The organism is Streptomyces sp. NPDC094147, from assembly GCF_044764265.1.
In the GTDB taxonomy this organism is placed as follows: Bacteria; Actinomycetota; Actinomycetes; order Streptomycetales; family Streptomycetaceae; genus Streptomyces.
Map to the genome: position 1 here is coordinate 97157 of NZ_JBIWHT010000016.1, position 21948 is coordinate 119104.

The 21948-nt window shown below is 73.3% G+C and carries 17 protein-coding genes and 1 riboswitch; of the genes, 8 read left to right on the forward strand and 9 right to left on the reverse strand.

The features are described from left to right. Window positions 1-126 precede the first annotated feature (126 nt). Window positions 127-771, forward strand: a complete 645-nt coding sequence (locus ACIQ8J_RS23060) for a trimeric intracellular cation channel family protein (protein ID WP_403272661.1) — start codon at window positions 127-129, stop codon at window positions 769-771. 18 nt (window positions 772-789) lie between these two features. Here ACIQ8J_RS23060 and ACIQ8J_RS23065 read toward each other — a convergent pair whose 3' ends face one another. Next, window positions 790-1488: a sensor domain-containing protein gene (locus tag ACIQ8J_RS23065; protein ID WP_403272662.1), complete on the reverse strand. Its 699-nt coding sequence runs from the start codon at window positions 1486-1488 to the stop codon at window positions 790-792. A gap of 99 nt (window positions 1489-1587) precedes the next feature. Further along, window positions 1588-2451, reverse strand: coding sequence for a lytic polysaccharide monooxygenase (locus ACIQ8J_RS23070; RefSeq protein WP_403272663.1), 864 nt, complete (start codon window positions 2449-2451; stop codon window positions 1588-1590). Window positions 2452-2813: 362 nt separating this feature from the next. Between ACIQ8J_RS23070 and cbiE the strand changes: the two genes are divergently transcribed. Then, a complete protein-coding gene (gene cbiE, locus ACIQ8J_RS23075) occupies window positions 2814-4097 on the forward strand; it encodes a precorrin-6y C5,15-methyltransferase (decarboxylating) subunit CbiE (protein ID WP_403272665.1) in 1284 nt (427 codons plus the stop codon). Beyond that, the gene (cobM, locus tag ACIQ8J_RS23080; protein ID WP_403272666.1) at window positions 4094-4837 is read left to right on the forward strand and encodes a precorrin-4 C(11)-methyltransferase; all 744 of its coding nucleotides are present in this window, start codon (window positions 4094-4096) and stop codon (window positions 4835-4837) included. Before cbiE ends, cobM begins: the two co-directional genes overlap by 4 nt. An 85-nt stretch (window positions 4838-4922) precedes the next feature. On the opposite strand, the gene ACIQ8J_RS23085 is transcribed toward cobM, so the two are convergent. Next, a complete protein-coding gene (locus ACIQ8J_RS23085) occupies window positions 4923-6038 on the reverse strand; it encodes a cobalt-precorrin-5B (C(1))-methyltransferase (RefSeq protein WP_403272668.1) in 1116 nt (371 codons plus the stop codon). Window positions 6039-6074: 36 nt separating this feature from the next. Here ACIQ8J_RS23085 and ACIQ8J_RS23090 point away from each other — a divergent pair, with 36 nt between their 5' ends. Beyond that, window positions 6075-6830: a cobalt-precorrin-6A reductase gene (locus ACIQ8J_RS23090; protein WP_403272670.1), complete on the forward strand. Its 756-nt coding sequence runs from the start codon at window positions 6075-6077 to the stop codon at window positions 6828-6830. Here ACIQ8J_RS23090 and ACIQ8J_RS23095 read toward each other — a convergent pair. From ACIQ8J_RS23095 to ACIQ8J_RS23105, 3 genes are all read right to left on the reverse strand, one after another. Next, a complete protein-coding gene (locus tag ACIQ8J_RS23095; protein WP_403272671.1) occupies window positions 6806-8320 on the reverse strand; it encodes a precorrin-2 C(20)-methyltransferase in 1515 nt (504 codons plus the stop codon). The genes ACIQ8J_RS23090 and ACIQ8J_RS23095 overlap by 25 nt on opposite strands. Further along, window positions 8317-8958, reverse strand: a complete 642-nt coding sequence (locus ACIQ8J_RS23100) for a precorrin-8X methylmutase (protein WP_403272672.1) — start codon at window positions 8956-8958, stop codon at window positions 8317-8319. Before ACIQ8J_RS23100 ends, ACIQ8J_RS23095 begins: the two co-directional genes overlap by 4 nt. A 178-nt stretch (window positions 8959-9136) precedes the next feature. Then, window positions 9137-10564 (reverse strand): cobalamin biosynthesis protein CobG, encoded by a 1428-nt coding sequence (locus ACIQ8J_RS23105; protein ID WP_403272822.1) that lies wholly within the window; start codon window positions 10562-10564, stop codon window positions 9137-9139. A 117-nt stretch (window positions 10565-10681) separates the two neighbouring features. Continuing rightward, a riboswitch (cobalamin riboswitch) is annotated at window positions 10682-10770 on the forward strand. Between the two features lie 91 nt (window positions 10771-10861). Between ACIQ8J_RS23105 and cobN the strand changes: the two genes are divergently transcribed. Further along, window positions 10862-14497: a cobaltochelatase subunit CobN gene (cobN, locus tag ACIQ8J_RS23110; RefSeq protein WP_403272674.1), complete on the forward strand. Its 3636-nt coding sequence runs from the start codon at window positions 10862-10864 to the stop codon at window positions 14495-14497. 74 nt (window positions 14498-14571) lie between these two features. Here cobN and ACIQ8J_RS23115 read toward each other — a convergent pair whose 3' ends face one another. The 3 genes from ACIQ8J_RS23115 to ACIQ8J_RS23125 form a co-directional block, all read right to left on the reverse strand. Continuing rightward, window positions 14572-16218 carry a sigma-70 family RNA polymerase sigma factor gene (locus ACIQ8J_RS23115; protein WP_403272675.1) on the reverse strand — a complete coding sequence of 549 codons (1647 nt, stop codon included), beginning with the start codon at window positions 16216-16218 and terminating at the stop codon, window positions 14572-14574. Window positions 16219-16407: 189 nt separating this feature from the next. Continuing rightward, complete coding sequence (locus ACIQ8J_RS23120) at window positions 16408-17226, reverse strand: class I SAM-dependent methyltransferase (RefSeq protein WP_403272677.1); 819 nt, start codon at window positions 17224-17226, stop codon at window positions 16408-16410. Window positions 17227-17236: 10 nt separating this feature from the next. Continuing rightward, the gene (locus tag ACIQ8J_RS23125) at window positions 17237-18589 is read right to left on the reverse strand and encodes a hypothetical protein (protein WP_403272679.1); all 1353 of its coding nucleotides are present in this window, start codon (window positions 18587-18589) and stop codon (window positions 17237-17239) included. Window positions 18590-18738: 149 nt separating this feature from the next. Between ACIQ8J_RS23125 and ACIQ8J_RS23130 the strand changes: the two genes are divergently transcribed. The 3 genes from ACIQ8J_RS23130 to ACIQ8J_RS23140 all read left to right on the forward strand — a co-directional run bounded on the left by ACIQ8J_RS23130 (window position 18739) and on the right by ACIQ8J_RS23140 (window position 21895). Further along, window positions 18739-19095 carry a DUF6415 family natural product biosynthesis protein gene (locus ACIQ8J_RS23130; protein WP_403272681.1) on the forward strand — a complete coding sequence of 119 codons (357 nt, stop codon included), beginning with the start codon at window positions 18739-18741 and terminating at the stop codon, window positions 19093-19095. A gap of 257 nt (window positions 19096-19352) precedes the next feature. Beyond that, window positions 19353-20486: a protein-L-isoaspartate O-methyltransferase gene (locus ACIQ8J_RS23135; protein WP_403272682.1), complete on the forward strand. Its 1134-nt coding sequence runs from the start codon at window positions 19353-19355 to the stop codon at window positions 20484-20486. A gap of 185 nt (window positions 20487-20671) precedes the next feature. Next, window positions 20672-21895: a Dyp-type peroxidase gene (locus ACIQ8J_RS23140; RefSeq protein ID WP_403272684.1), complete on the forward strand. Its 1224-nt coding sequence runs from the start codon at window positions 20672-20674 to the stop codon at window positions 21893-21895. The last annotated feature ends 53 nt before the right edge of the window (window positions 21896-21948 follow it).

The window sequence follows — 21948 nt, forward strand, 5'->3', positions numbered from 1 at the left end:
GAATGTCGCCGTGGCCGTCCCGGTCGCCGTCGCCGTCGCCGCCTCCGCGGCCGGGCTGCTGATCGCCCGCCGCCCGCGGTGACCCACGCCGTCCTGCCGCTACCGCTCCACCCCGGGGGTGTCCTCATGCTGCACGTGCTCTACCTGATCGGTGTCGCCGCGTTCGCGGCCAGTGGGGTGCTGGCCGCGCACCGGGCGAACATGGACCCCTTCGGCGGGCTCGTCCTCGGCTTCGCCGCGTCCGTGTCCGGCGGGACCCTGCGCGATCTGATCCTCGGCCGGCACCCGCTGTACTGGACGCACGACTGGGTGCTGCTCACCGTCATCGCCTGTGCGGCCGTCGGCACCATGCTGTATCTGCGCAGGTGGACGCTGCCGCAGCGGTCGCTGATGGTGGTGGACGCGGTCGGTCTCGCCGTGGTCACCGTCATGGGCGCCCGCGCCGCCGTGGACGCCCATGTCACCCCGGCCGCGGTGGTGATCCTCGCCGTGCTGACCGGCGTCACCGGCGAGGTCGTACGCGATGTGCTGTGCGGGCAGTTCCCGCCGCTGCTGCTCCGCGAGGAGGTGTACGCGACCGCCGCGCTGGCCGGCGCCGTCTGCTACCAGCTCCTGCACTGGCTGGAGGCGGGCTCCGCCGTCACGACGGTCGCCGCCGCCGGCACCGTCCTGGCCCTGCGCCTGACCGCCGTCTTCCGCGATCTGCATCTGCCGCGACTGCAGCCGACAGCCCGGCAGGCGCACAACTCGCCTACCGGGCCGGGTGGTTGATGACATCGGGGGTTCGGCTCAACGGCTCAGCATCCCCCGCACCGCCGCGCGGTCGACGTTGGTCAGGGCCCGGACGAGCTTCGGGGTCAGGAAGACGATCGCGAAGCCGATCAGGGAGACCGCGGCTATCTGGAGCGGGGACTCGATGTAGTACTCGTGGTGCACCCCGCCGGACGTGAAGTCCACGATGCGGTAGCCGGGCCAGCCGACGTAGTGCGGGAAGACCCAGGAGTACGCCGGGAGCAGGGCGACCACCCAGCCCGTGACCAGGAACGTCACGGTGAGCACGAAGGACGTCACGCGCCAGGGGAACATCACCACCTGGAAGAGCAGGGCCTTCCAGCCCGCCGCGTCCTTCAGCCGCGCCTCCATGGCGGCCCAACGGCCCTCCCGGCGCGGGGCCGGAACACCCTGCGGCTGCGGGGCGTCGAGGCCGAGGAGGGACAGCGCCCGGCGGCGTTCCATCCCGCCGAGTCCGCGTGCTCCCGCCGGCATCGCCGCGAGCACCGGCAGGCCGAGCATCGTCACGACCAGGCTCGCGCCGAGTGCGAACATCGACACCGCGAAGGCGAACCCGGCGACGGCCAGCGGCAGCGAGGTCAGCGTGTAGCCGACCTCGCGGTACGTGGCGGCGGCGAACGGTGCGCGCCAGAAACCGGTCGCGGCGGGAGCGGGGGCGGCCGGGGCGGCGGCGTACGGGGCAGTGGTCGAGGTCATGGCTCAACCCTGCCGTTTCCGCGCGCCCGGCGGGATGGGGCGGCCCCGCCGGTCGGGGGTGGTGCTGGCCCCCTACCGACGGTGGACGCCCCCAGCCGGTCAGCCGCGCCGGCGCCGCAGGAGGAGGAAGCCGCCTGCCGCCACTCCGGCGGTCGAGACGACGGCGAGCGCCTGGGGTGCGACAGCGCTGCCCGACGAAGGCGCGGGGGCCGCGGCCGGGGCGGGCGCCGGTGCCGGGTCGCCGCCGTGGCCGTGGTGGCTCACCGTCGAACGGGCCGCGCCCGCCGCGATGTTCTGCTCGGTGGGCGCGGCCGCCTTGGCCGCCGAGGCCCCGTACACCACGTCCGAGCAGCCGTAGAACGCCTCGGGGCTGTCGTCGCGCTGCCAGACCTTGTAGATGATGTGGCGTCCGGTGCGGGCGGGCAGCGTGCCGCTGAAGTCGTAGTAGCCGTCCGTCGCCGTCCGGGACGTCCGGTAGGTGGCGACGGGCGCGGGGTCCAGGTCGGACCACTTCAGCGGCTGGGTCGGGTCGAAGCCCTCCTTGGTGATGTACAGCGTCATCGTGCCCGAATGTGCCGCGGTCACCCGGAACTTGAAGTCGAAGGCGCCCGCCGACACGTTGGTGGCCGGCCAGTCGGTGCGGGCCCAGTCGAGCGCCCGGTACTTGTCCCGGTTGGCCGAACACAACTTGCCGTCGGGGATGAGCTGTTGGGACTGGCCGTTGGCGTTGGCGATGTTCACCTCGTTCCAGTCGTACAGCGGCTGGGTCCCGGAGTCCGCGACCAGGTCCTTGCACACCTGCGACACCGGGTGCTCGGGGCCCTCGGCGTAGCAGGCGGCGACCCGGCTGACCGGGTTGAACAGGGACCCGTGCGCGGAGGCGGGCGCGGGGGCGAGGGCGAGGAACGTCAGGGAGGCCGCCCCGAGGACACCCAGGGACGCTGCGGTACGCCGAGCGGACATGCGAGTGCTCCTTGATCGTGGGGGAGAACGTCTGGCGGTGACCGGCTGTGGCTGCTTGCGACTGCTTGGGGATGCGCCAAGTCGGCCTGTTGTGGCGGTACTTGAGAGCCTGGCATTGGTCTGGACCAAGCCGCAAGAGGTCTACGCCGACCGGTGAGATCGGTCCGCCCGGCGAGATCGGTCCGCGCGGTCCGCCAGGGGCGCGGGGAACTGTGCGATGAGTTACGCATGGTCCGCAGTCGAAGCACTCTCCCCCGGAGGGTCTCGGGAAGGGGCGGGGTGGGGACTGACCCGGGACGGGAGGATCGGTCGGGCGGACAGTAGAGTGCGGCTCCAGCCCCCGCACGCACCCCGAGGTATCCGTGAAACCCCACCCCCCTGCTCGTCTCCCGGACGTCACCGTCGTCGGGATCGGGGCCGACGGGTGGGCCGGGCTCGCCCCCGGGGGCCGGGACCTGCTCACCGGCGCCGACGTGATCATCGGTGGGGCGCGGCAGCTGGCTCTGCTGCCCGGCGACTGCGCGGGGCGGCGGATCGCCTGGCCCTCGCCGCTGCGGCCCGCCGTGTCCGGGCTGCTCACCGGCCACGCCGGGCGCCGCATCGCCGTACTGGCCAGCGGTGACCCCATGTTCTACGGCATCGGCCGCACCCTCACCGAAGTCCTCGGCGCCCCGCCGCACATCCTGCCGCACCCCTCGTCCGTCTCGTACGCCTGCGCCCGGCTCGGCTGGCCCGTCGAGGAGACCGAGGTCGTCACGCTCGTCGGGCGGCCCGCCGCCAGGCTCGCCGCCGCCCTGCACGACGGGCGACGCCTCCTCGTGCTCAGCGCCGGCGCCGGCACCCCCGCCGAAGTCGCCGCCCTGCTCCGCGACCGCGGCTTCGGGCCCAGTCGGATGCGGGTGCTCGAACGGCTCGGGTCCGAGGACGAACACTGCGTGGACGGGACCGCCGATGGGTGGGACCTGCCGCACGGCGACCCGCTCAACGTCATCGCCGTCGACTGCCGGCGCGCGCCCGACGCCCTCCGGCTCGGTGCCGTACCGGGGCTGCCCGACGCGGCGTACGAACACGACGGCCAGCTCACCAAGCGGCACATCCGCGCCGCCACCCTCGGCGCGCTCGCGCCCGCGCCCGGCGAACTGCTCTGGGACATCGGCGGCGGCTCCGGCTCCATCGCGGTCGAATGGATGCGTACGCACCCGTCCTGCCGGGCCCTCACCGTCGAGCGGGACCCGGTACGGGCCGAACGCATCGCCCGCAACGCCGACCGGCTCGGCGTGCCCGCGCTGCGCGTCGTCACCGGCGCCGCCCCCGCCGCCCTGGCCCAACTCCCCACCCCCGACGCCGTGTTCATCGGCGGCGGCCTCACCGCACCCGGGCTGCTCGCGGCCTGCTGGGACGCGCTGCCCCTGGGCGGGCGGCTCGTCGCCAACACCGTCACCCTGGAGTCCGAGGCGCTGCTCGCCGACTGGTACCGGCGCCGCGGCGGCGAACTCGTACGGCTCGCGGTCGCGCACGCGGTGCCGGTCGGCGGGTTCACCGGGTGGCGGCAGGCGATGCCGGTCACGCAGTGGGCCGTCGTCAAGAACGACCCCGGGCCACCCGAACCCGGCCCCGTCAACACCCCTTCAGGAGCAGACAGATGACCGTGTACTTCATCGGCGCAGGGCCCGGCGCCGCCGACCTGATCACGGTGCGCGGCGCCCGTACGCTCGCCTCCTGCCAGGTCTGCCTGTACGCCGGCAGCCTCGTGCCGCGCGAACTCCTCGCCGAATGCCCCGAGGGCGCGCGGCTCGTGGACACCGCCCAGCTCAACCTGGATGAGATCACCGGTGAGTTGGTACGCGCCCACGAGGCCGGGCAGGACGTGGCCCGGCTGCACTCCGGCGATCCCTCCGTGTTCAGCGCCGTCGCCGAGCAGATGCGGCGGCTGGATGCGGCGGGGGTGCCCTACGAGGTCGTGCCGGGGGTGCCCGCCTTCGCGGCGGCGGCCGCCGCGCTCAAGCGGGAGCTCACGGTGCCGACGGTCGGGCAGACCGTCATCCTGACCCGCGTCGCGCAGCGCGCCACGGCCATGCCGGAGGGCGAGGACCTCGCGACGCTGGGGCGCAGTGGGGCGCTGCTGGTGCTGCACCTGGCAGCGGGATATGTGGACCGGGTGGTCGAGGAGCTCCTTCCGCATTACGGTGCGGATTGTCCGGCGGCGGTTGTGGCCTTTGCCTCGCGGCCCGAGGAGCTGATTCTGCGGGGGACGCTGTCCGGGATTGCGGGGCAGGTGAAGGAAGCGGGGGTTGTCCGGACGGCTGTCATCCTGGTCGGGCGGACGCTGGGGGCTGCGGAGTTCCGGGACTCGCATCTCTACTCCGCTGAGCGGCATCGCTGCTAGTGCCCCGGGGTCCGCGGGGCTCTGCCCCGCACCCCGCTCCTCAAACTCCCCCAAGGGGCTGGGTTTTGCCGGCCAGCGCCGCTGGTCAGCGCGGTGTGCTTCGACCCACCACGTTGCCCGCCCTGTCGATGCAGATCACGTCCACCACCACCGGCGCGCCCCGCAGAACGACCAGCGCTTCTTCGCGGGCCCGCGCTGCCACCAGGTCGCCCAGGGGGACCCCGGCCGCTGTGCACAACTGGAGTGCCGCCAAGCCTGTGTTGGCCTCTCTCACCTGTTCCGCGAGGGACTCGTCCGCGCCGCCCTCCTGGGCCAGGGCTGCCAGGAAGGGCTTGTTCACCTGGGAGCGGGCCGAGTGGAGGTCCAGGTGGCCCGCGGCGAGCTTGGACAGTTTGGCGAAGCCGCCGCAGATGGTCAGGCGGTCCACCGGGTGGCGGCGTACGTACTTCAGGACCGCGCCCGCGAAGTCGCCCATGTCCAGGAGGGCGTCCTGAGGCAACGCGTACTCCGCCACCACCGTCTTCTCCGATGTTGAGCCCGTGCAGCCCGCCACGTGCCTGCGGCCTGCCGCCCTCGCCACGTCCACTCCGCGCCGGATCGAGTCGATCCACGCCGAGCACGAGTACGGGACGACGATGCCCGTCGTGCCCAGGATCGACAGGCCGCCCAGGATGCCCAGGCGGGGGTTCCAGGTGGAGCGGGCGATCTCCTCGCCGTGGTCGACGGAGATGGTGATCTCCACGTCGGCGGGGGCGCCGTGCCGCGCGGCGACGAGGGAGACGTGCTCGGTCATCATTTTGCGCGGGACCGGGTTGATCGCCGGTTCGCCCACGGCGAGGGGGAGTCCGGGGAGGGTGATGGTCCCCACGCCCTCGCCCGCGCGGAAGACGACGCCCGAGCCGGGCGGAAGCCGTCGTACCGTCGAGCGGATCAGCGCGCCGTGCGTCACGTCCGGGTCGTCGCCCGCGTCCTTCACCACGGCCGCCATCGCGTGCCCGGCGGCCAGCTCCTCGGCGGCCAGCGCGAACGCGGGTGTCTGCCCCCTCGGCAGGGTGATCGTCACCGGGTCGGGGAAGTCGCCGGTCAGCAGCGCGGTGTACGCGGCCGTGGTGGCGGCCGTCGCGCAGGCGCCGGTGGTCCAGCCGGGGCGCAGACCGGTGTGCTTGAGTTGGGCGCTGCGCCCGCCCTTGGCCTCACTCATGGCTCCTGGCCTCACTCATGAACGGAATCGATTCCTGTGCACGTCTTGATATTGGGGGGTACGGGTGAGGCCCGGCGGCTGGCTGACCTGCTGCACGGCGGACAGCCCGGCGCGCCGCGCGTGACGAGTTCCCTCGCGGGGCGGGTCGCCGCGCCCCGGCTTCCGGTCGGCGAGGTCCGCATCGGCGGCTTCGGGGGCGCCGAGGGGCTTGCCCAGTGGCTGCGTACGCACCGGGTGGACGTGCTCATCGACGCCACCCACCCTTTCGCCGGGACGATCAGTTTCAACGCGGCGGCGGCCGCCGCCGAGACCCATGTTCCCCTGTTGGCGCTGCGCAGGCCCGGCTGGGTCCCGGGCGAAGCGGACGACTGGCGTCCGGTGGGCTCGCTCGACGAGGCGGCCGCGCTGCTGCCGGCGCTGGGCCGCCGGGTCTTCCTCACCACCGGACGCATGGGCCTGGCCGCCTTCGCCGCCCTCGACGGGCTGTGGTTCCTCGTACGGTCGGTGGACGCGCCCGAGCCGCCCGGTCCGGCCCGCATGGAGGTGCTGCTCGACCGGGGGCCCTTCACCCTCGAAGGGGAGCGCGAGGTGCTGCGTACGAACCGGATCGACGTGGTGGTCACCAAGGACAGCGGGGGCGCCGCCACCGCGCCCAAGCTGGCCGCCGCCCGCGAGGCGGGGATCCCGGTGGTCGTGGTGCGCCGGCCGCCCGTGCCCGAGGGGGTGGCGGTGGCGGCCACCCCCGAGGAGGCGGCCGCCTGGGTGCGTCAGTTCTCCGCGTTCTCCGGGTAGCGCCGCGGGGTCCAGACGATCTCCTCGCCGTCCCCCCGGCGTACCGCGCGGGTCTGCGAGGAGCCGACGATCAGGATGGTGCGCATGTCGACCTCGGCCGGGTCGAGCTCGGCAAGGCGCACGACGCGGACCCGCTCGGTGGGCCCGCCCACGTCCCGGCCGATGACGACCGGGGTGTCCGGCGCCCGGTGTTCCAGGAGCAGCTCGCGGGCCTTGGCGACCTGCCAAGTGCGGCTCGCGGAGCCGGGGTTGTAGAGGGCGAGCACCAGATCGGCGGCGGCCGCCGCGTGCAGGCGCTCGGCGATGACCTCCCAGGGCTTGAGCCGGTCGGACAGCGAGATGGTGGCGTAGTCGTGGCCGAGCGGGGCGCCCGCGCGGGCGGCGGCCGCGTTGGCGGCGGTCACCCCCGGCAGGACCCGCACGGGGACGTCCGCGTACTCGGGCTGCGAGGCGACCTCAAGCACCGCCGTGGCCATCGCGAAGATGCCCGGGTCGCCCCCGGACACCACCGCAACCCGCCTGCCCCGCATGGCCAGTTGGAGGGCGAACTCGGCGCGCTCGGACTCCACCTTGTTGTCCGAGCCGTGCCGCCGCTGCCCGGGGCGCTCCGGCACCCGGTCCAGATAGGTGGTGTAGCCGACGACGTCGTCGGCGGCGGCGAGCGCGCCGCGCGTCTCGGGGGTCAGCCACAGGGGACCTGCGGGACCGGTGCCGACGACCACGACCTCGCCGCGCTCGCGCACGGGGGGTGTGGCGTCGATGCGGCTGGGGAGCACCGCGACCGAGAAGTACGGCACCGACTCCGGGTCGATGTCGGTCAGTTGACCGGTGCGCTCGCCCGCCATGGTGGCGCGCTCCACATAGCGCGCCTCGTCCAGGCGGCCCGAACGCTCCAGCGCGCGGCGCACCTTGGTGAACGTGCGGCCCAGCTTCATCACCACCGCCGAGTCGGTCGCGGCGAGCCGGGCCGTCAGCTCCTCCTCGGGCAGCGTGCCGGGCAGGATCGTCAGGACCTCCTCGGCCTCCACCAAAGGCTCCCCGAGCCGGGCGGCGGCCGCGCTGACCGAGGTCACCCCGGGGATCACCTCGGTGGGATAGCGGTGCGCGAGCCGCTTGTGCATGTGCTGGTACGAGCCGTAGAACAGCGGGTCGCCCTCGGCGAGCACGGCGACCGTGCGGCCCGCGTCGAGGTGCTCGGCGAGCCGCGCCGAGGCCTCCTCGTAGAAGTCGTTCAGCGCGCCCCGGTAGCCGCCGGGGTGGTCGGTGGTCTCCACGGTGAGCGGGTAGACCAGCTTCTCCTCGATGTGGTCGGCACGGATGTGCTTCGCCGCGATCGAGCGCGCTATCGACCGGCCGTGCCGCGCCGAGTGGTACGCCACCACATCCGCCTCGGCGATGGCCTCCACGGCCCGCACCGTCATCAGGGACGGGTCGCCGGGCCCGAGGCCGACCCCGTAAAGACGGCCCATCGTGTTGCTGTTCTCGTTCATTCCGTCTCACTCGCGATCGCGTTGAGTGCCGCGGCGGCGATCGCGCTGCCGCCGCGCCGGCCCCGTACCACCAGGTGTTCCAGGCCCGAAGGGTGCGCGGCGAGCGCGTCCTTGGACTCGGCGGCGCCGATGAAGCCGACCGGCACGCCGATGACGGCGGCCGGGCGCGGCGCGCCCTCCTCGATCATTTCGAGCAGCCGGAACAGCGCGGTGGGCGCGTTGCCGACGGCGACGACCGCGCCGTCGAGGCGGTCGCGCCACAGCTCCAGGGCGGCGGCGCTGCGCGTCGTGCCCATCGCGGCGGCGAGCTCGGGCACCGACGGGTCGGCCAGCGTGCAGATGACCTCGTTGTCGGCGGGCAGCCGCTTGCGGGTCACGCCGCTGGCGACCATCCGCGCGTCGCACAGGATGGGCGCGCCCGCGCGCAGCGCCTCGCGGGCGCGGGCCACGACGCCGGGCGTCCAGCCGAGGTCGCGGGTGAGGTCCGTCATGCCGCAGGCGTGGATCATGCGGACCGCGACCTGGCTGACGTCGGCGGGCAGCCCGGCGAGGTCCGCCTCGGCGCGGATCGTGGCAAAGGACTGGCGGTAGATCTCCGCGCCGTCCTTCTCGTAGTCGAACACTGTGCTCTCGCTCATCTCGTGGTTGTCCCGTCGCCTGCGTCCGGTCGGGTACCGCCCGGTCCCGTTCGGTCCTGTTGTCGCCGTCTCGCGTCCGCCCCGTGCGGTGGTGGCGGAGTTCGCCAACTCGCCTCTGTGTGAGCGGACTTGGCGCTCTGTGACATCTCGTCCGCGGTCGCGCCGACCCGTGCCGCCGTCATGCCTCTCGGCTCCGTGCGCGGGCGACGGCCGCCGCCAACTCGCCTTCCGCCACCGGCACTTCGTGTGCCCGCGCGCCCCGCACGGCGACCGTGTACCGGCCGTCGGCGGTCGCGGTCACGTCCACCCAGTCGCCGTGCGGATGCCCGCAGCGGCGTTCGCACCCGGACCAGTAGACCGGCAGCCCGCCCGGCCCCGGCAGGGCGTCCCGGCGTACGTCCGCCAGCGCCTTGGCGCAGCCGGGCCGCCCGGTGCACGCCCCGACCCCGGTCCACGGCGAGTCGGGCTCGGTGACGAACCCGGCGTCACCGAGCTCCCGCAGCCGCTCCCGCGCCGCGCGCTCGCCGAATCCGGGCACGACGAATCCGCGCCAGGGGGTGACCCTGACCTCGCCCGCGGGACCGGCGAGCGCCCGCAGCTGCCGGGCGCTGACCCGGCCGAGGACGGGCGCGACGAGCAGGGCGTACGTGGTGTCGGGGCCGGTCACGATGCCGGGGGCGGGGGGCTGCCCGTCCGGTACGGGGATCGGCTCGGCCGGGGTGCCGGCGGCGGCCTCCCCGTACGGCACCGGCACCGGCATCGACACCGGCATTGGCGCAGGCCCCGGCTCCGGCGCCGACACCGGTTCCGCCGGGATGCCCGCCTCCCCCAGCGCTTCCGCGAGGTCCACCGCACACCCCGGGGGGAGTTCGCGGACCCGCCAGGCGCCGTTGCCCGCGGCGGACGCGGTGTCGAGGAAGGCGCGCGCGGCCGCCAGCGCCGCGAGGCAGGCGTCGGCCGCCGCCACCCGCAGCGCCTGCGCGCCGACGCGTACGACCGCCGTGTCCCCGGCCGGTTGTGCGAGCAAGGTCACATCGCCGCCGAGGCCCGCGACATCGCCGCGGCCGTCGTCCAGGACGAACAGGAAGCGGCCCGAGAGCGCGGTCGTCCAGTCCCGGCCGCACAGCAGGGCGTCCAGTTCGCGCAGCCAGGGGCGGAGGTCGCCGTGGCCGAGGCCGTCGAGTCCGGCCAGCGGCGAGGCGACGATGTTGCGGATCCGCTCATGCCGCTCGGAGGGCAACAGGCCTTCTTGGCGCAGGAGGTCGGCGAGCTGGGCCCCGCAGCTCTCGCCGAGTCCGCGCAACTCGGCGTTGCCGCGCGAGGTGATGCCGAGGTGACCGTCCCCGTACCGCTCGGCCGCCGTCGCCAGCGCCTCGACCTGATGGTTCGTCAAGATGCCGCCGGGCAGCCGGAGTCGGGCCAGCCGCCCGTCGTCGGCGGAGTGCAGCCGCAGGGCGCCGGGGCAGGCGTCGCCGCGGTCCCGCACGACGGGTTCCGGGCGGCCCGGCGAAGGCGCCTCGTGCGCGACATCTCCCGAGGTGCCCGGTATTCGACTTTCGCCCTGGTTGAAGGGTGTTGAGGAGGGGGGCGGCATGGCGGCGAGCATACCCACGCCCGCGCCGGGGGCCACCCCGCCCGAGCGCCCCCGGTCCGCACTGGACGAGGTCGCTACTATGCAAGCGACGGGTCTCTCGGCCCGTCATCGCCGGCGACGGCGACAGGGGAGGAAGCCCGGTGCGATTCCGGCGCGGTCCCGCCACTGTGAGCCCGGTCCCGGGCCCGTAAGGGTCTCGCCGGGTGAGTCAGGAACTCCCTTCCCCGCACTTCCGGCTCCGGCCGGGCAGGGGAGATCCATTCCGACACCACCCGGGGCGCGGACACCCCGAGGAAGGCCTGACGCCGCATGCTGCATTCGTCCGGGGAGCCCGCTGCGGATCCCCGCCACATCCTGCTCCTGTCGACGTCCGACACCGACCTGCTGAGCGCCCGCGCGGCGGACGGTCCGGTGGCCTACCGGTTCGCCAACCCGTCCCGGCTCGCCCTGGACGAACTCCCCGCGCTCCTCGACGGCGCGGGCCTCGTGGTCGTACGCCTCCTCGGCGGCGTGCGCGCCTGGCAGGACGGGCTCGACCGGCTCACCGCGAGCGGCCTGCCCGTCGTCGTACTGAGCGGTGAACAGGCCCCGGACGCCCAGCTGATGGCGGCCTCCACCGTCCCGGTCGGCATCGCCGCCGAGGCGCACGCCTACCTCGCGCACGGCGGCCCGGCCAACCTCGACCAGCTCGCCCGCTTCCTGTCCGACACCGTGCTGCTGACCGGCCACGGTTTCGAGCCGCCCGCGCCCGCCCCGTCCTGGGGCCCGCTGGAGCGCACGGCCGGGGCCACCGAGGGCCCCACCGTCGCGGTGCTCTACTACCGCGCCCACCACATGAGCGGCAACACCGCCTTCGTGGACACCCTGTGCGGCGCGATCGAGGACGCGGGAGGCCGCGCGCTCCCGCTGTACGTGTCCTCGCTGCGGGCCCCCGAGCCCGCGCTCATCGAGGAACTGCGCGCCGCCGACGCCATCGTGACCACCGTCCTCGCGGCCGGCGGCACCAAGCCCGCGACCGCCTCGGCGGGCGGCGACGACGAGTCGTGGGACGCGGGCGCGCTCAGCGGCCTGGACGTGCCGATCCTCCAGGCGCTCTGCCTCACCGGCTCGCGCAGCGCCTGGGAGGAGAACGACGAGGGCGTCTCGCCGCTGGACGCGGCCAGCCAGATCGCGGTCCCCGAGTTCGACGGCCGCCTGATCACCGTGCCGTTCTCCTTCAAGGAGATCGACGAGGACGGGCTCCCGTCGTACGTCGCCGACGCCGAGCGGTCCGCACGCGTCGCCGGGATCGCGGTACGCCACGCGAAGCTGGGGCACATCCCGGCCGCCGACAAGCGCGTCGCCCTGGTGCTCTCCGCGTACCCGACCAAGCACTCCCGGATCGGCAACGCGGTGGGCCTGGACACCCCGGCCAGCGCGGTCGCGCTGCTTCGCCGACTGCGCGCCGAGGGTTACGACTTCGGGCCCGAGGCGGAGATCCCGGGCCTGGTCTCCGGCGACGGCGACGAGCTGATCCGCGCGCTCATCGACGCGGGCGGCCACGACCAGGACTGGCTCACCGAGGAGCAGCTGGCCGCCAACCCGGTCCGCATCCCGGCCGCCGACTACAAGCGCTGGTACGCGACGCTGCCCGAGGAGCTGCGCTCGGGCGTCGAGGAGCACTGGGGGCCGCCGCCCGGCGAGATGTTCCTGGACCGCTCGCGCAATCCGGAGGGCGACATCGTCCTCGCGGCCCTGCGGCGCGGCAACCTGCTGATCCTCATCCAGCCGCCGCGCGGTTTCGGCGAGAACCCGATCGCGATCTACCACGACCCCGATCTGCCGCCCTCGCACCACTACTTGGCGGCGTACCGCTGGATCGCGGCCTCGGCCGACGACGGCGGGTTCGGCGCGGACGCGATGATCCACCTGGGCAAGCACGGCAACCTGGAGTGGCTGCCCGGCAAGAACGCGGGCCTGTCCGCCGCCTGCGGCCCGGACGCGGCCCTCGGCGACATCCCGCTGGTCTACCCGTTCCTGGTCAACGACCCGGGCGAGGGCACCCAGGCCAAGCGCCGCGTGCACGCCACGCTCATCGACCACCTCGTGCCGCCGATGGCCCGCGCCGACTCCTACGGCGACATCGCGCGCCTGGAGCAACTCCTGGACGAGCACGCCCAGATCGCCTCCATGGACCCGGCGAAGCTCCCCGCGATCCGCGCGCAGATCTGGACGCTGATCCAGGCCGCGAAGCTCGACCACGACCTGGGGCTCGAAGACCGCCCCGAGGACGAGGGCTTCGACGACTTCATCATGCATCTCGACGGCTGGCTCTGCGAGATCAAGGACGTCCAGATCCGCGACGGCCTGCACGTCCTGGGCAACGCCCCGGCCGGCGCCGACCGGGTCAACCTCGTCCTCGCGATTCTGAGGGCCCGTCAGATCTGGGGCGGCACCACCGCCCTGCCCGGTCTGCGCGAGGCGCTCGGCCTGGACGAGTCCGCGGCCACCCGCACCACCGCCGACGAGGCCGAGGACAAGGCCCGCGCCCTGGTCCAGGCGATGGACGACGCGGGCTGGGACCTGGCGGCGATCCCCGCCGACCAGGGTGAACAGGTCGCGGCCATCCTGGAGTTCGCGGCCCGCGAGGTCGTGCCGCGCCTGGCGGCGACCACCGCCGAGCTCGACCACACCGTGCACGCCCTGAACGGCGGCTTCGTCCCGGCGGGCCCCTCCGGCTCGCCGCTGCGCGGCCTGGTCAACGTCCTGCCGACCGGCCGCAACTTCTACTCCGTCGACCCCAAGGCCGTCCCCTCCCGGCTCGCCTGGGAGACCGGCCAGGCCCTCGCCGATTCCCTGGCGAACCGCTACCGCACCGACAACGGCGACTGGCCGACCTCGGTCGGCCTCTCGCTGTGGGGTACCAGCGCGATGCGCACCGCGGGCGACGACGTGGCCGAGGCGATGGCGCTGCTCGGTGTCCGCCCCGTCTGGGACGACGCCTCGCGCCGCGTCACCGGCCTGGAGCCGATCCCGCTCGCGGAGCTCGGCCGCCCCCGCATCGACGTGACGCTGCGCATCTCGGGCTTCTTCCGCGACGCGTTCCCGCACACCATCGGCCTGCTCGACGACGCGGTGCGCCTGGCGGCCTCGCTGGACGAACCCGCCGAGGAGAACTTCGTACGCGCCCACACCCAGGCCGACCTGGCCGAGCACGGCGACGAACGCCGGGCCACCACCCGCATCTTCGGATCGCGCCCCGGCACGTACGGCGCGGGCCTGCTCCAGCTCATCGACTCCCGCGACTGGCGCACCGATGCCGACCTCGCCGAGGTCTACACGGTGTGGGGCGGCTACGCCTACGGCCGCGAACTGGACGGCCGCCCGGCCCGGGACGAGATGGAGACGGCGTACAAGCGGATCGCGGTGGCCGCCAAGAACACCGACACCCGCGAGCACGACATCGCCGACTCGGACGACTACTTCCAGTACCACGGCGGCATGGTGGCCACCGTCCGCGCCCTGCGCGGCACCGCCCCCGAGGCGTACATCGGCGACTCCACGCGCCCCGAGACGGTCCGCACCCGCACCCTGGTCGAGGAGACCTCGCGGGTCTTCAGGGCCCGCGTGGTGAACCCCAAGTGGATCGAGGCGATGCGCCGCCACGGCTACAAGGGCGCCTTCGAACTCGCCGCCACCGTGGACTACTTGTTCGGCTACGACGCCACGACGGGCGTGGTCGCCGACTGGATGTACGACAAGTTGACCGAGACGTACGTCCTGGACCCGGCCAACCGCGAGTTCCTCCAGAACGCCAACCCCTGGGCGCTGCACGGCATCGCGGAGCGCCTGTTGGAGGCCGAGTCGCGCGGCATGTGGGCCAAGCCCGACCCGGCGGTCCTCGAAGCGCTGCGGCAGGTGTACCTGGAGACCGAGGGCGACCTGGAGGACGGCACCCAGGACTGACCCGCTCGCGCCAAGTGGGCCCGGATCACCGATCCGGGCCCACTGTCGTGTCCGGGTGCGTCAGCTCCGGGCCCTCAGCTCTTGGTGCCGAAGTCCTGGGTCCACCACGGGCCGCCGGAGCCGTAGTGCACGCCCACGCCGATCTCCTTGAACGCGCAGTTCAGGATGTTGGCGCGGTGGCCGGGGCTGTGCATCCAGGAGTCCATCACCGCGGCCGCGTCCTGCTGGCCGCGCGCGATGTTCTCGCCGTACGTGCTCCACTGATACCCGGCGGCGGTGATGCGCTCGCCGGGGCCGGCGCCGCTGGGGTCGGTGTGGTCGAAGAAGTTCTGCGCGGCCATCGCCTCGGAGTGCTTGAGTGCCGCCGAGTACAGCTTGGGGTTGCTGGTCAGGGCCGAGCAACCGGCCTTGGAACGCTCGGAGTTGACCAGCGCGAGCACGTCCTGCGCGACGGACGCCTCCCCGCTGTCCGTGCTCGCCACCGTCCGGAGCGCGGGCGGGCTGGGCTTCGGCGGGGCGGGGTGGGAGGACGGCGTGGCGGCGGGCGAGGCGTGCTTCTCCGCCGCCTTGCTGGGTGAACTGCTGGGCGCGGGGCGGGAGTTGGTGGCCGAGGGAGTGGGCGGTACGGGCTTGGTGCCGAAGCCGTCGGCGGCCGTCTCGGTGGTGGTCCCGGCGGCGTCCGCGACGGTACGGGCCGGTTCCTGCCCGGTGCCGGTCATGAAGTGCAGGGCCCCGCCGAGGGCGCCGACCACGGCCAGGGCGGCTATGACGGCGGCGGCCCGGCGCCGCTTGCGCGCTTGCCGGTCCCGCCGCAGGTCACCCCGGGAGCCGGGGGCGCGGCCGGTGCGGGAAGCGCGGTGGGAGCGGGGGGCCGGGGGGGTGGCGGGGGCGTCGGTGGCATGCGCGGCACTCTGCATGCTCTGGCCGTGCAATGTGGCGAAGAGGCCCGCGGTGGCCGCGCCGGCCGCGACCGGGACGAGGGCGAGGCCGACGAGGAGGCCTTCCGCGGGTATGAGCCCGCTCCAGTGCCCGGAGCAGACCGCGCAGGTACGCGCGTGCCGGGCCATTCGCTTGCGCCACAGCGCGGAGGGCACGCCGTCCCAGGAGTGCGCGAGCCCGGAGAGCTCGCCGCAGTGCTGGGCGCCGGCCAGCGCGCGCACCACGACCCGGGCCGTCTCCAGCTGGCCCTTCATCCGCTGGATGCGTACCGCCGCGTGCTCCGGCGACAGGTCGAGCGCCGAGGCGACCTCGCCGCGGGTGAGGACACCGGCCGCCTCCAGCCACCACAGCGAGAGCAGCGCGCGGTCCTCGGTCTCCAGCCAGCGGGTGGCCTCGGTGACCTCCTTGCGCTGTCCGGAGAGCCCGAGCCGCACGATGGTGAGGTCCACGAAGTCGGCGCCGGGGTCGGCGACGTCGTACGCGTCCTGGAGCCCGCCGTCGACCGGGGTGCGGCGGTGGCCCTGCCAGTACCGGCGGATCTCGTTCATGGTGATGGCGACCAGCCAGGACCGGAAGCGCTCCGGGTCGCGCAGGGAGCCGAGGCCGTCGAGCATCCGCAGCAGGCTCTCCTGCACGACGTCGTCGACGTCTGCGTGCCCGTTCAGCGCCCTGCCGACGATGTTGTAGACGAGCGGCAGATACCCGGCGATGAGCTCGTCCCGGGCCCGCTCGTCCCCGGACCGGGCCGCGGTGACCACCGCGGTCGCCTGTTCACCTATCACGCCTCGTCCACTCTCCCCAGCACCGACCGAACCTAACTGACCCGACGCAGTGGAGAACACCCTGGCCGCTGTCGGATAACAGAAATCGGATGACAGAAATCGGATCCAACGGATGAGAGACATCGGACCACAGGAGCCGGACACCGGAAACCGGACAGCGTCCGCTCGGGTCACGCGTCCCCCGTTCCCTCAGCCGGGGGCGTGCCCGACGGCCAGCATGTGAGAGCTGGCCGCCAGCAGCTCGGGGTACGGCTCGGCGAGCCGGGCGGCCGCGAGCGCGGCGCGGAACATCGCCGAGTCCCGCAACGACTCCTTGGTGTGCACCTCGGCCGCCTTCAGCGCACCCCAGGACGGGCCCTCGATCCCGGTCACCGTCACGCCGGTCACGCCGGCCTGGGTGAGTTCCTCGGCCAGGGACTCGGCGGTGTGGAAGTAAGCGGCGGTGAACCCCTTGCGACCGGGTTCGTGGCGCCCCGTCCTGAGGATGTCGAAGACGGCATCGTGGACGCGCTCGACATCGAGCAGCGTGGTGGCGACGTGCTCGAAGAGGGAGGCGTAGCGGCCGATCGCGGCGGCCGCGACGAGGCCGCCCGGCTTCACGACGCGCAGGGCCTCGGCGAGGGCCCGGTCCCGTTCCTCGCGCTCCAGGAGGTGGTAGAGCGGGCCGAGCAGAAGAACGACGTCCTGCGAGTGGCCGGGGGCGGACAGCTTGCGGGCATCGCCGACCTCCGCCGTGACACCGGCGGGCGCCTGGTCCACATGGCGGGGGACCGGATCCACGATGTGGACCGAGTATCCGGCCTCGGTCAGCCACTGGGCGTGGATCCCGGGCCCGCCGCCGACATCGAGAACCCTGGCCGGCGCGGGCGGCAGGTGCCGCCGCAGGATCTCCTGGGTGCGGATCAGCTCCAGTACGCCATCGGCGCTGGACGTCAGGCGTACCGACTCGTCGATGGTCTCGGTGTAGAAGGCCAGGACTTCCGGGGCGACTACGGGGTCTGATGTCATGAGGGCATCCCTACGCCTTGTGCGCGGCGACGTCCCGCGCTCGGGCCATCAGGTCGCGCACGGCGCGGGCCTTCGTGTACGGGGCGAGTCGGTTGCGCAGGGTGTCGAAGTGCTCGTCCCCGCGCGCGGTCGACAGATCCTGGTAGTCGTCGAGGAAGCGGTCCCATGTCGAGCACGCCTGCTCGACGTGCCCGAGCTCGAACTGCCGTTGCGCGAGTACGCCGTTGGCGTGGACCCGGCCCTGCCGCTCCTGCGGAGGCTGCACGCGCAGCGAGTGCTGCATCGCCTTGATCGAGCCCTTCAGGTCCTTGAACTCGTACAGGACGTGGGCGACGTGGAACTGGTAGGCGGCCTGGTCGTATCCGCCGATGGCGTCCCTGTGGTCGTCGGCCCTGGCCAGCGCGGCCTCGGCCTCCCGCAACCGGTTCATGGCCTGCCGCTTGTCGCCGACCATCGAGGCAGCGTGGGCCTGCTGGCCCCGCAGGAACGCGGTCAGGCGGGGCCCGGCCGAAGGGGCCGCCTCGGCGGCGCTGTCGGCGTATTCCAGGGCCTTGGAGCCGTAGCGCAGGTTCGAGGCCTGGAGGCTCATTCCGCGCAGGGTGCGGCAGTACGTGACGTGGTCCTCGGCCTCGCGGGCCAGGTCGAGGGCGCGCAGGTAGTAGGTCTGACCGGTGCCGTGCTCGCGCTCGTACATCGCCATCCACCCGGTCAGGTAGGTGAGGTCGGAGGCGGCCGAGAGCAGGTCGGCGTGGACCTTCCCGGTGGCCGAGGCCTTCAGGTAAGGGCCGACGGTGTTCACGAGGAACGCCGCTGCCATCGGGCGGGCGTGACCGGCGCCGAGCTCGTCGAGAATGTCGGCGATCTTCTCCGTCATCCTGCGGACGGTGGCAACTTGCCCTTGGCCGATACGAGTTGTCGGCCGGGCAGGGGTTTTCTCCGTGGCTTTCGCAGGCGTCGCCGCTGCGAATGCGGGGACGGTCAACGCGGCCGAGTACAGGCCACCGGCGAGAACGCCCCTGCGGGACGGGTTCATATCGGCCGTTCCCAGATCCACCAGGTCTTCGACCGTGTCACCCTCGGTCGCTCCCCGCACGCTCGGAACGGGCGTCAGTCCAGCCTCGGCGTGCGTGACCGGCCGTTTCAGTTTGCGCGCCAGGACCTCGACAATGACCGCCCTGACCTGCGGTTTCGGCTGCGTGCCGGCAAGCCAGTGCGTCACCGCCGAATGGTCGTATCGCAGGTCGAGCCCGGCTGCGACGCCCGCGTGATTCACCGCATTCGCGAACTGGGACTGCGTGTATTTCGCCTGTTCGAGCAGGCTCGACAGGCCGGTATTCGGTGTCTTGGGGCTGATCCTCGCCATCTCAACTCCCAACCAACTGCCGGGGTTTCCCAGGTTTCACATTCCCGGAGAGCTTCAACGGTACCCGTGGGCCTGCCATCGGGGGTTACCTCTTCACATCACCCCCGCTGGAAGGGGTGAATCAGGAAGGGGCGCAGTCAGTGAGGAGCGTGAGCACGATAGACGCGAGGCAGTTGACAGCCACCGAGCGGGAGTTGGCCGCGCTGGACTGCGACCGGGTGCTGGTCGCGTTCCAGTTCAAGCCGAGCCCGCTGGAGATCGGCCGGTTGACCGTGACGGTCCGGAACCACGGTGAGCACATGCACGCCTTGGTGCAGGCCCTGCCGGTGAACGACCGGCCCCGGCGGTCGGACGCGGCGCTGCGCGACTGGGCCGACCTGCTGGCACAGGGCCCCCAGCCCGTCCCGCTGGGCGCGTGGACCTATCTCCGGGCCCTGGCCCGGACGGTGCGGGTGTTCCTGGAAGTCCTGGACGTCATCGACGCCGCGAAGGGCCGCGGCCGGTGACCGGCGCGGAGGAGTCGTGGCCGGCCAGTTCGGGCCGTCGGTCCCCTGGTCCGGCACCTGCGCCTGGAGTGTGACCACCCAACTGCTCCCCGGAGGTCACCGGGGGGGGCATCCAAAGGCGCCCCCGCGCGGAGCGCCCCAGTGAGAAGGGAAGACGCCATGGCTGGAAAGCACGGCGGCGAGACGGATGACAAGCCGTGGACGCCCCCGCCGGAGCCGCCGAGTCCTGACGGGCAGCGGCCGAAGCAGGCGACGACGTGAGCCACCGTGAAGTGTGTCGCCGAGCGCTCGCGGCCAAGGGCGTGTTCAGTGAGCCCTGGCTCATGGACGCATTCGACGCGGTCGACCGGGAGAGTTTCGTTCCCGTCCGGGCCTGGGTGCCCGAGCTGGACGGAAGGGGCCGGTACCGATTCGTCGACCGGGATGCCGACCGGGAGGCGTGGCGGCGGGCCGTGTGGGACCACCACCGGTCCGTCATCACGCAGATGGACGACGGGAAGACCCTGCCGACCGGACCGGCCTCGGGCGACTTCAGCTCGTCGGTGTCCGCCCCGGACATCGTCTTCGAGAAGCTGGGGCACCTCGAACTCGGCCCGCGCCACACGGTTCTCGACGTCGGGTACGGGTCCGGCTGCCACACCGCGTACCTGTGTGAGCGCGTGGGCGGCGAGCGGGTCACCGGGGTCGAGATCGATCACGATCTCGCGGACTGGGGCGCCGCGAACCTCAAACGGGCCGGGTACGCCCCGCATCTCGTCTGCGGGGACGGTCTCCTCGGGGTGCCCGAGCGGGCTCCGTTCGACCGGATCATCAACACCGCATCGCTGCGCACGGTGCCGCGCGCGTGGATTGAACAGGTCGGCGAAGGCGGCCTGATCCTCACGCCGTTCGGCACTGCCTATGAGAACGCCGGACTGCTGAAACTCCGTGTCGGACGCGGCAGAGCAGAGGGACGGTTCGTGGGCGCGGCGTCGTACATGTGGATTCGCGGTGAACGCCCCGGACGGGCGCTGAACGTGCCCGATGAGTCCGGTCGCAGGTCATCACCGATCGACCCGTACGAAGTGCTGCGAGGGCCCTACGTGCAGGACTTCGCGATCGGCCTTCAGATGCCCGACGTGTCGTACTCCCATCGCGGTGAAGGAAACGACCGGAAGGTCCAGTTCGTGGACCAGTCCGGTACGTCCGTCGCGATCGTCCGGTACGCCGACTGGTGGGAGGAGGATGCCGTGCGGCTCTGGGGTCCGCGTGACTTGTGGGGCGAAGTGGTGCGGTCGTTCACCTGGTACCAGAGGCAACGGCGGCCGGACATCACGCGGTTCGGCGTGACCGTCGACGCGGAGGGGCAGCGTTTCTGGCTGGATGAGCCGAGCCGGCCGGTCGCTTCGTGACCTGCGAGCGACGCAACGGGCCCCCGCGCACGCGTCATGGTGGGGGCCCGCGGGCGCCAGGCCATATCGGGCAGGCCGAGCTGCGTGTGGCCCACGGAGGTCGCCACTCACCCCAGCCGCCCACCCCGGCACGAGACGGCGCGCAGGGCCGAGGCAACCCCGCCACCCAGCGCCGCAGGTGTATCGTGCGCACCACCTCCCTCACGAAATGCACCGTTTTGTACGAAGAATCGAGTGCCCCCGGGACCGGCTCCCCCGGGGTCGGCCGCCGCGCCGTCCTGGCCGGCCTCCCCCTGGCCGTGGCCCTGACGGCATGCGACCCCGCCCCCCGGCGCGAACGGCGCCCCGCCAAGGGTGCGCCCCCCGGCCCCGCCCGTCAGCCGGGCATCACCGAACCGCAGCAGCCGCACGCGCTGGTGGTCTCCTACGACCTGACGCCGGGCACCCGCGGCCCCGCGGGCCGGGACGCGGTGCGCCGCCTCCTCGCCCGCTGGACCGAGCTTCTCGCCGGAGCCGGAGCCGGAGCCGGAGCCGGAGCCGGAGCCGGAGCCGGAACCGGCCCCACCGTGACCGTCGGAATCGGTCCCGCCCTCCCGCCGCGGCTCGGCGCCGGTGCCCCCGAGGGGCTGCGCGAACTGCCCGCTTTCCCCGGCGAGCACCTGGACGCGGCGGCGGGCGGCGGTGAGCTCGGCGTACAGATCTGCGCGCAGGAACCGCGGGAGTGCGAGCGGATGGCCGCGCTGCTCGCGGGCGCGGGCGCCGGAGTGCTGCGGCCCCGCTGGCGCCAGGCCGGTTTCCTGCCGCCGCAGCGCCCCGGCCCGCACTCGGGCCTGTTCACCCCGGTACGGGACGGCGAGACCCCGCGCGACCTCCTCGGGTTCAAGAACGGCACGTCCAACCCCACCCCGGTGGACAGTGAGCGCTGGGTGTGGCTGGGCGGCCGGAACCCGTACGCGGACGGCACCTTCCTCGTCGTACGCCGGGTGCGGCTGCGCGCCGAGGAGTTCGGCCGGCTGCCGGTGTCCCGGCAGGAGCAGATCATCGGGCGGCGCAAGAACGGCGGCGAGCCGCTCAGCGGCGGTACCGAGTACGACGAGGTCGACCTGCACGCGAAGACGCCGGAGGGCGGCGACGTCCTGCCCGCCGACGCGCACGTACGGCTCGCGCATCCCCGGCTCGACGGCGGTGCGCGGATGCTGCGGCGCGGCTACTCCTACGAGAGCAGCCCCCTTGACCGGGGGCTGCTCTTCCTGGCGTACATGAAGGATCCCGCGCTCTTCGTCCGCGTACAGCAGCGCCTTGCGGCGGGCGATGCCCTCAACTCCTTCGCCGAGCACTACGGTTCGGCCCTCTTCTATGTGCTGCCGGGCGCCCTCCCGGGCCGGCCGCTCGGCAGCACCGTGCTCTGAGCGTCCCTCGGGTGGCCGGTCGCATAAGTTCCCCGCGCCCCTGGAGTGCGACC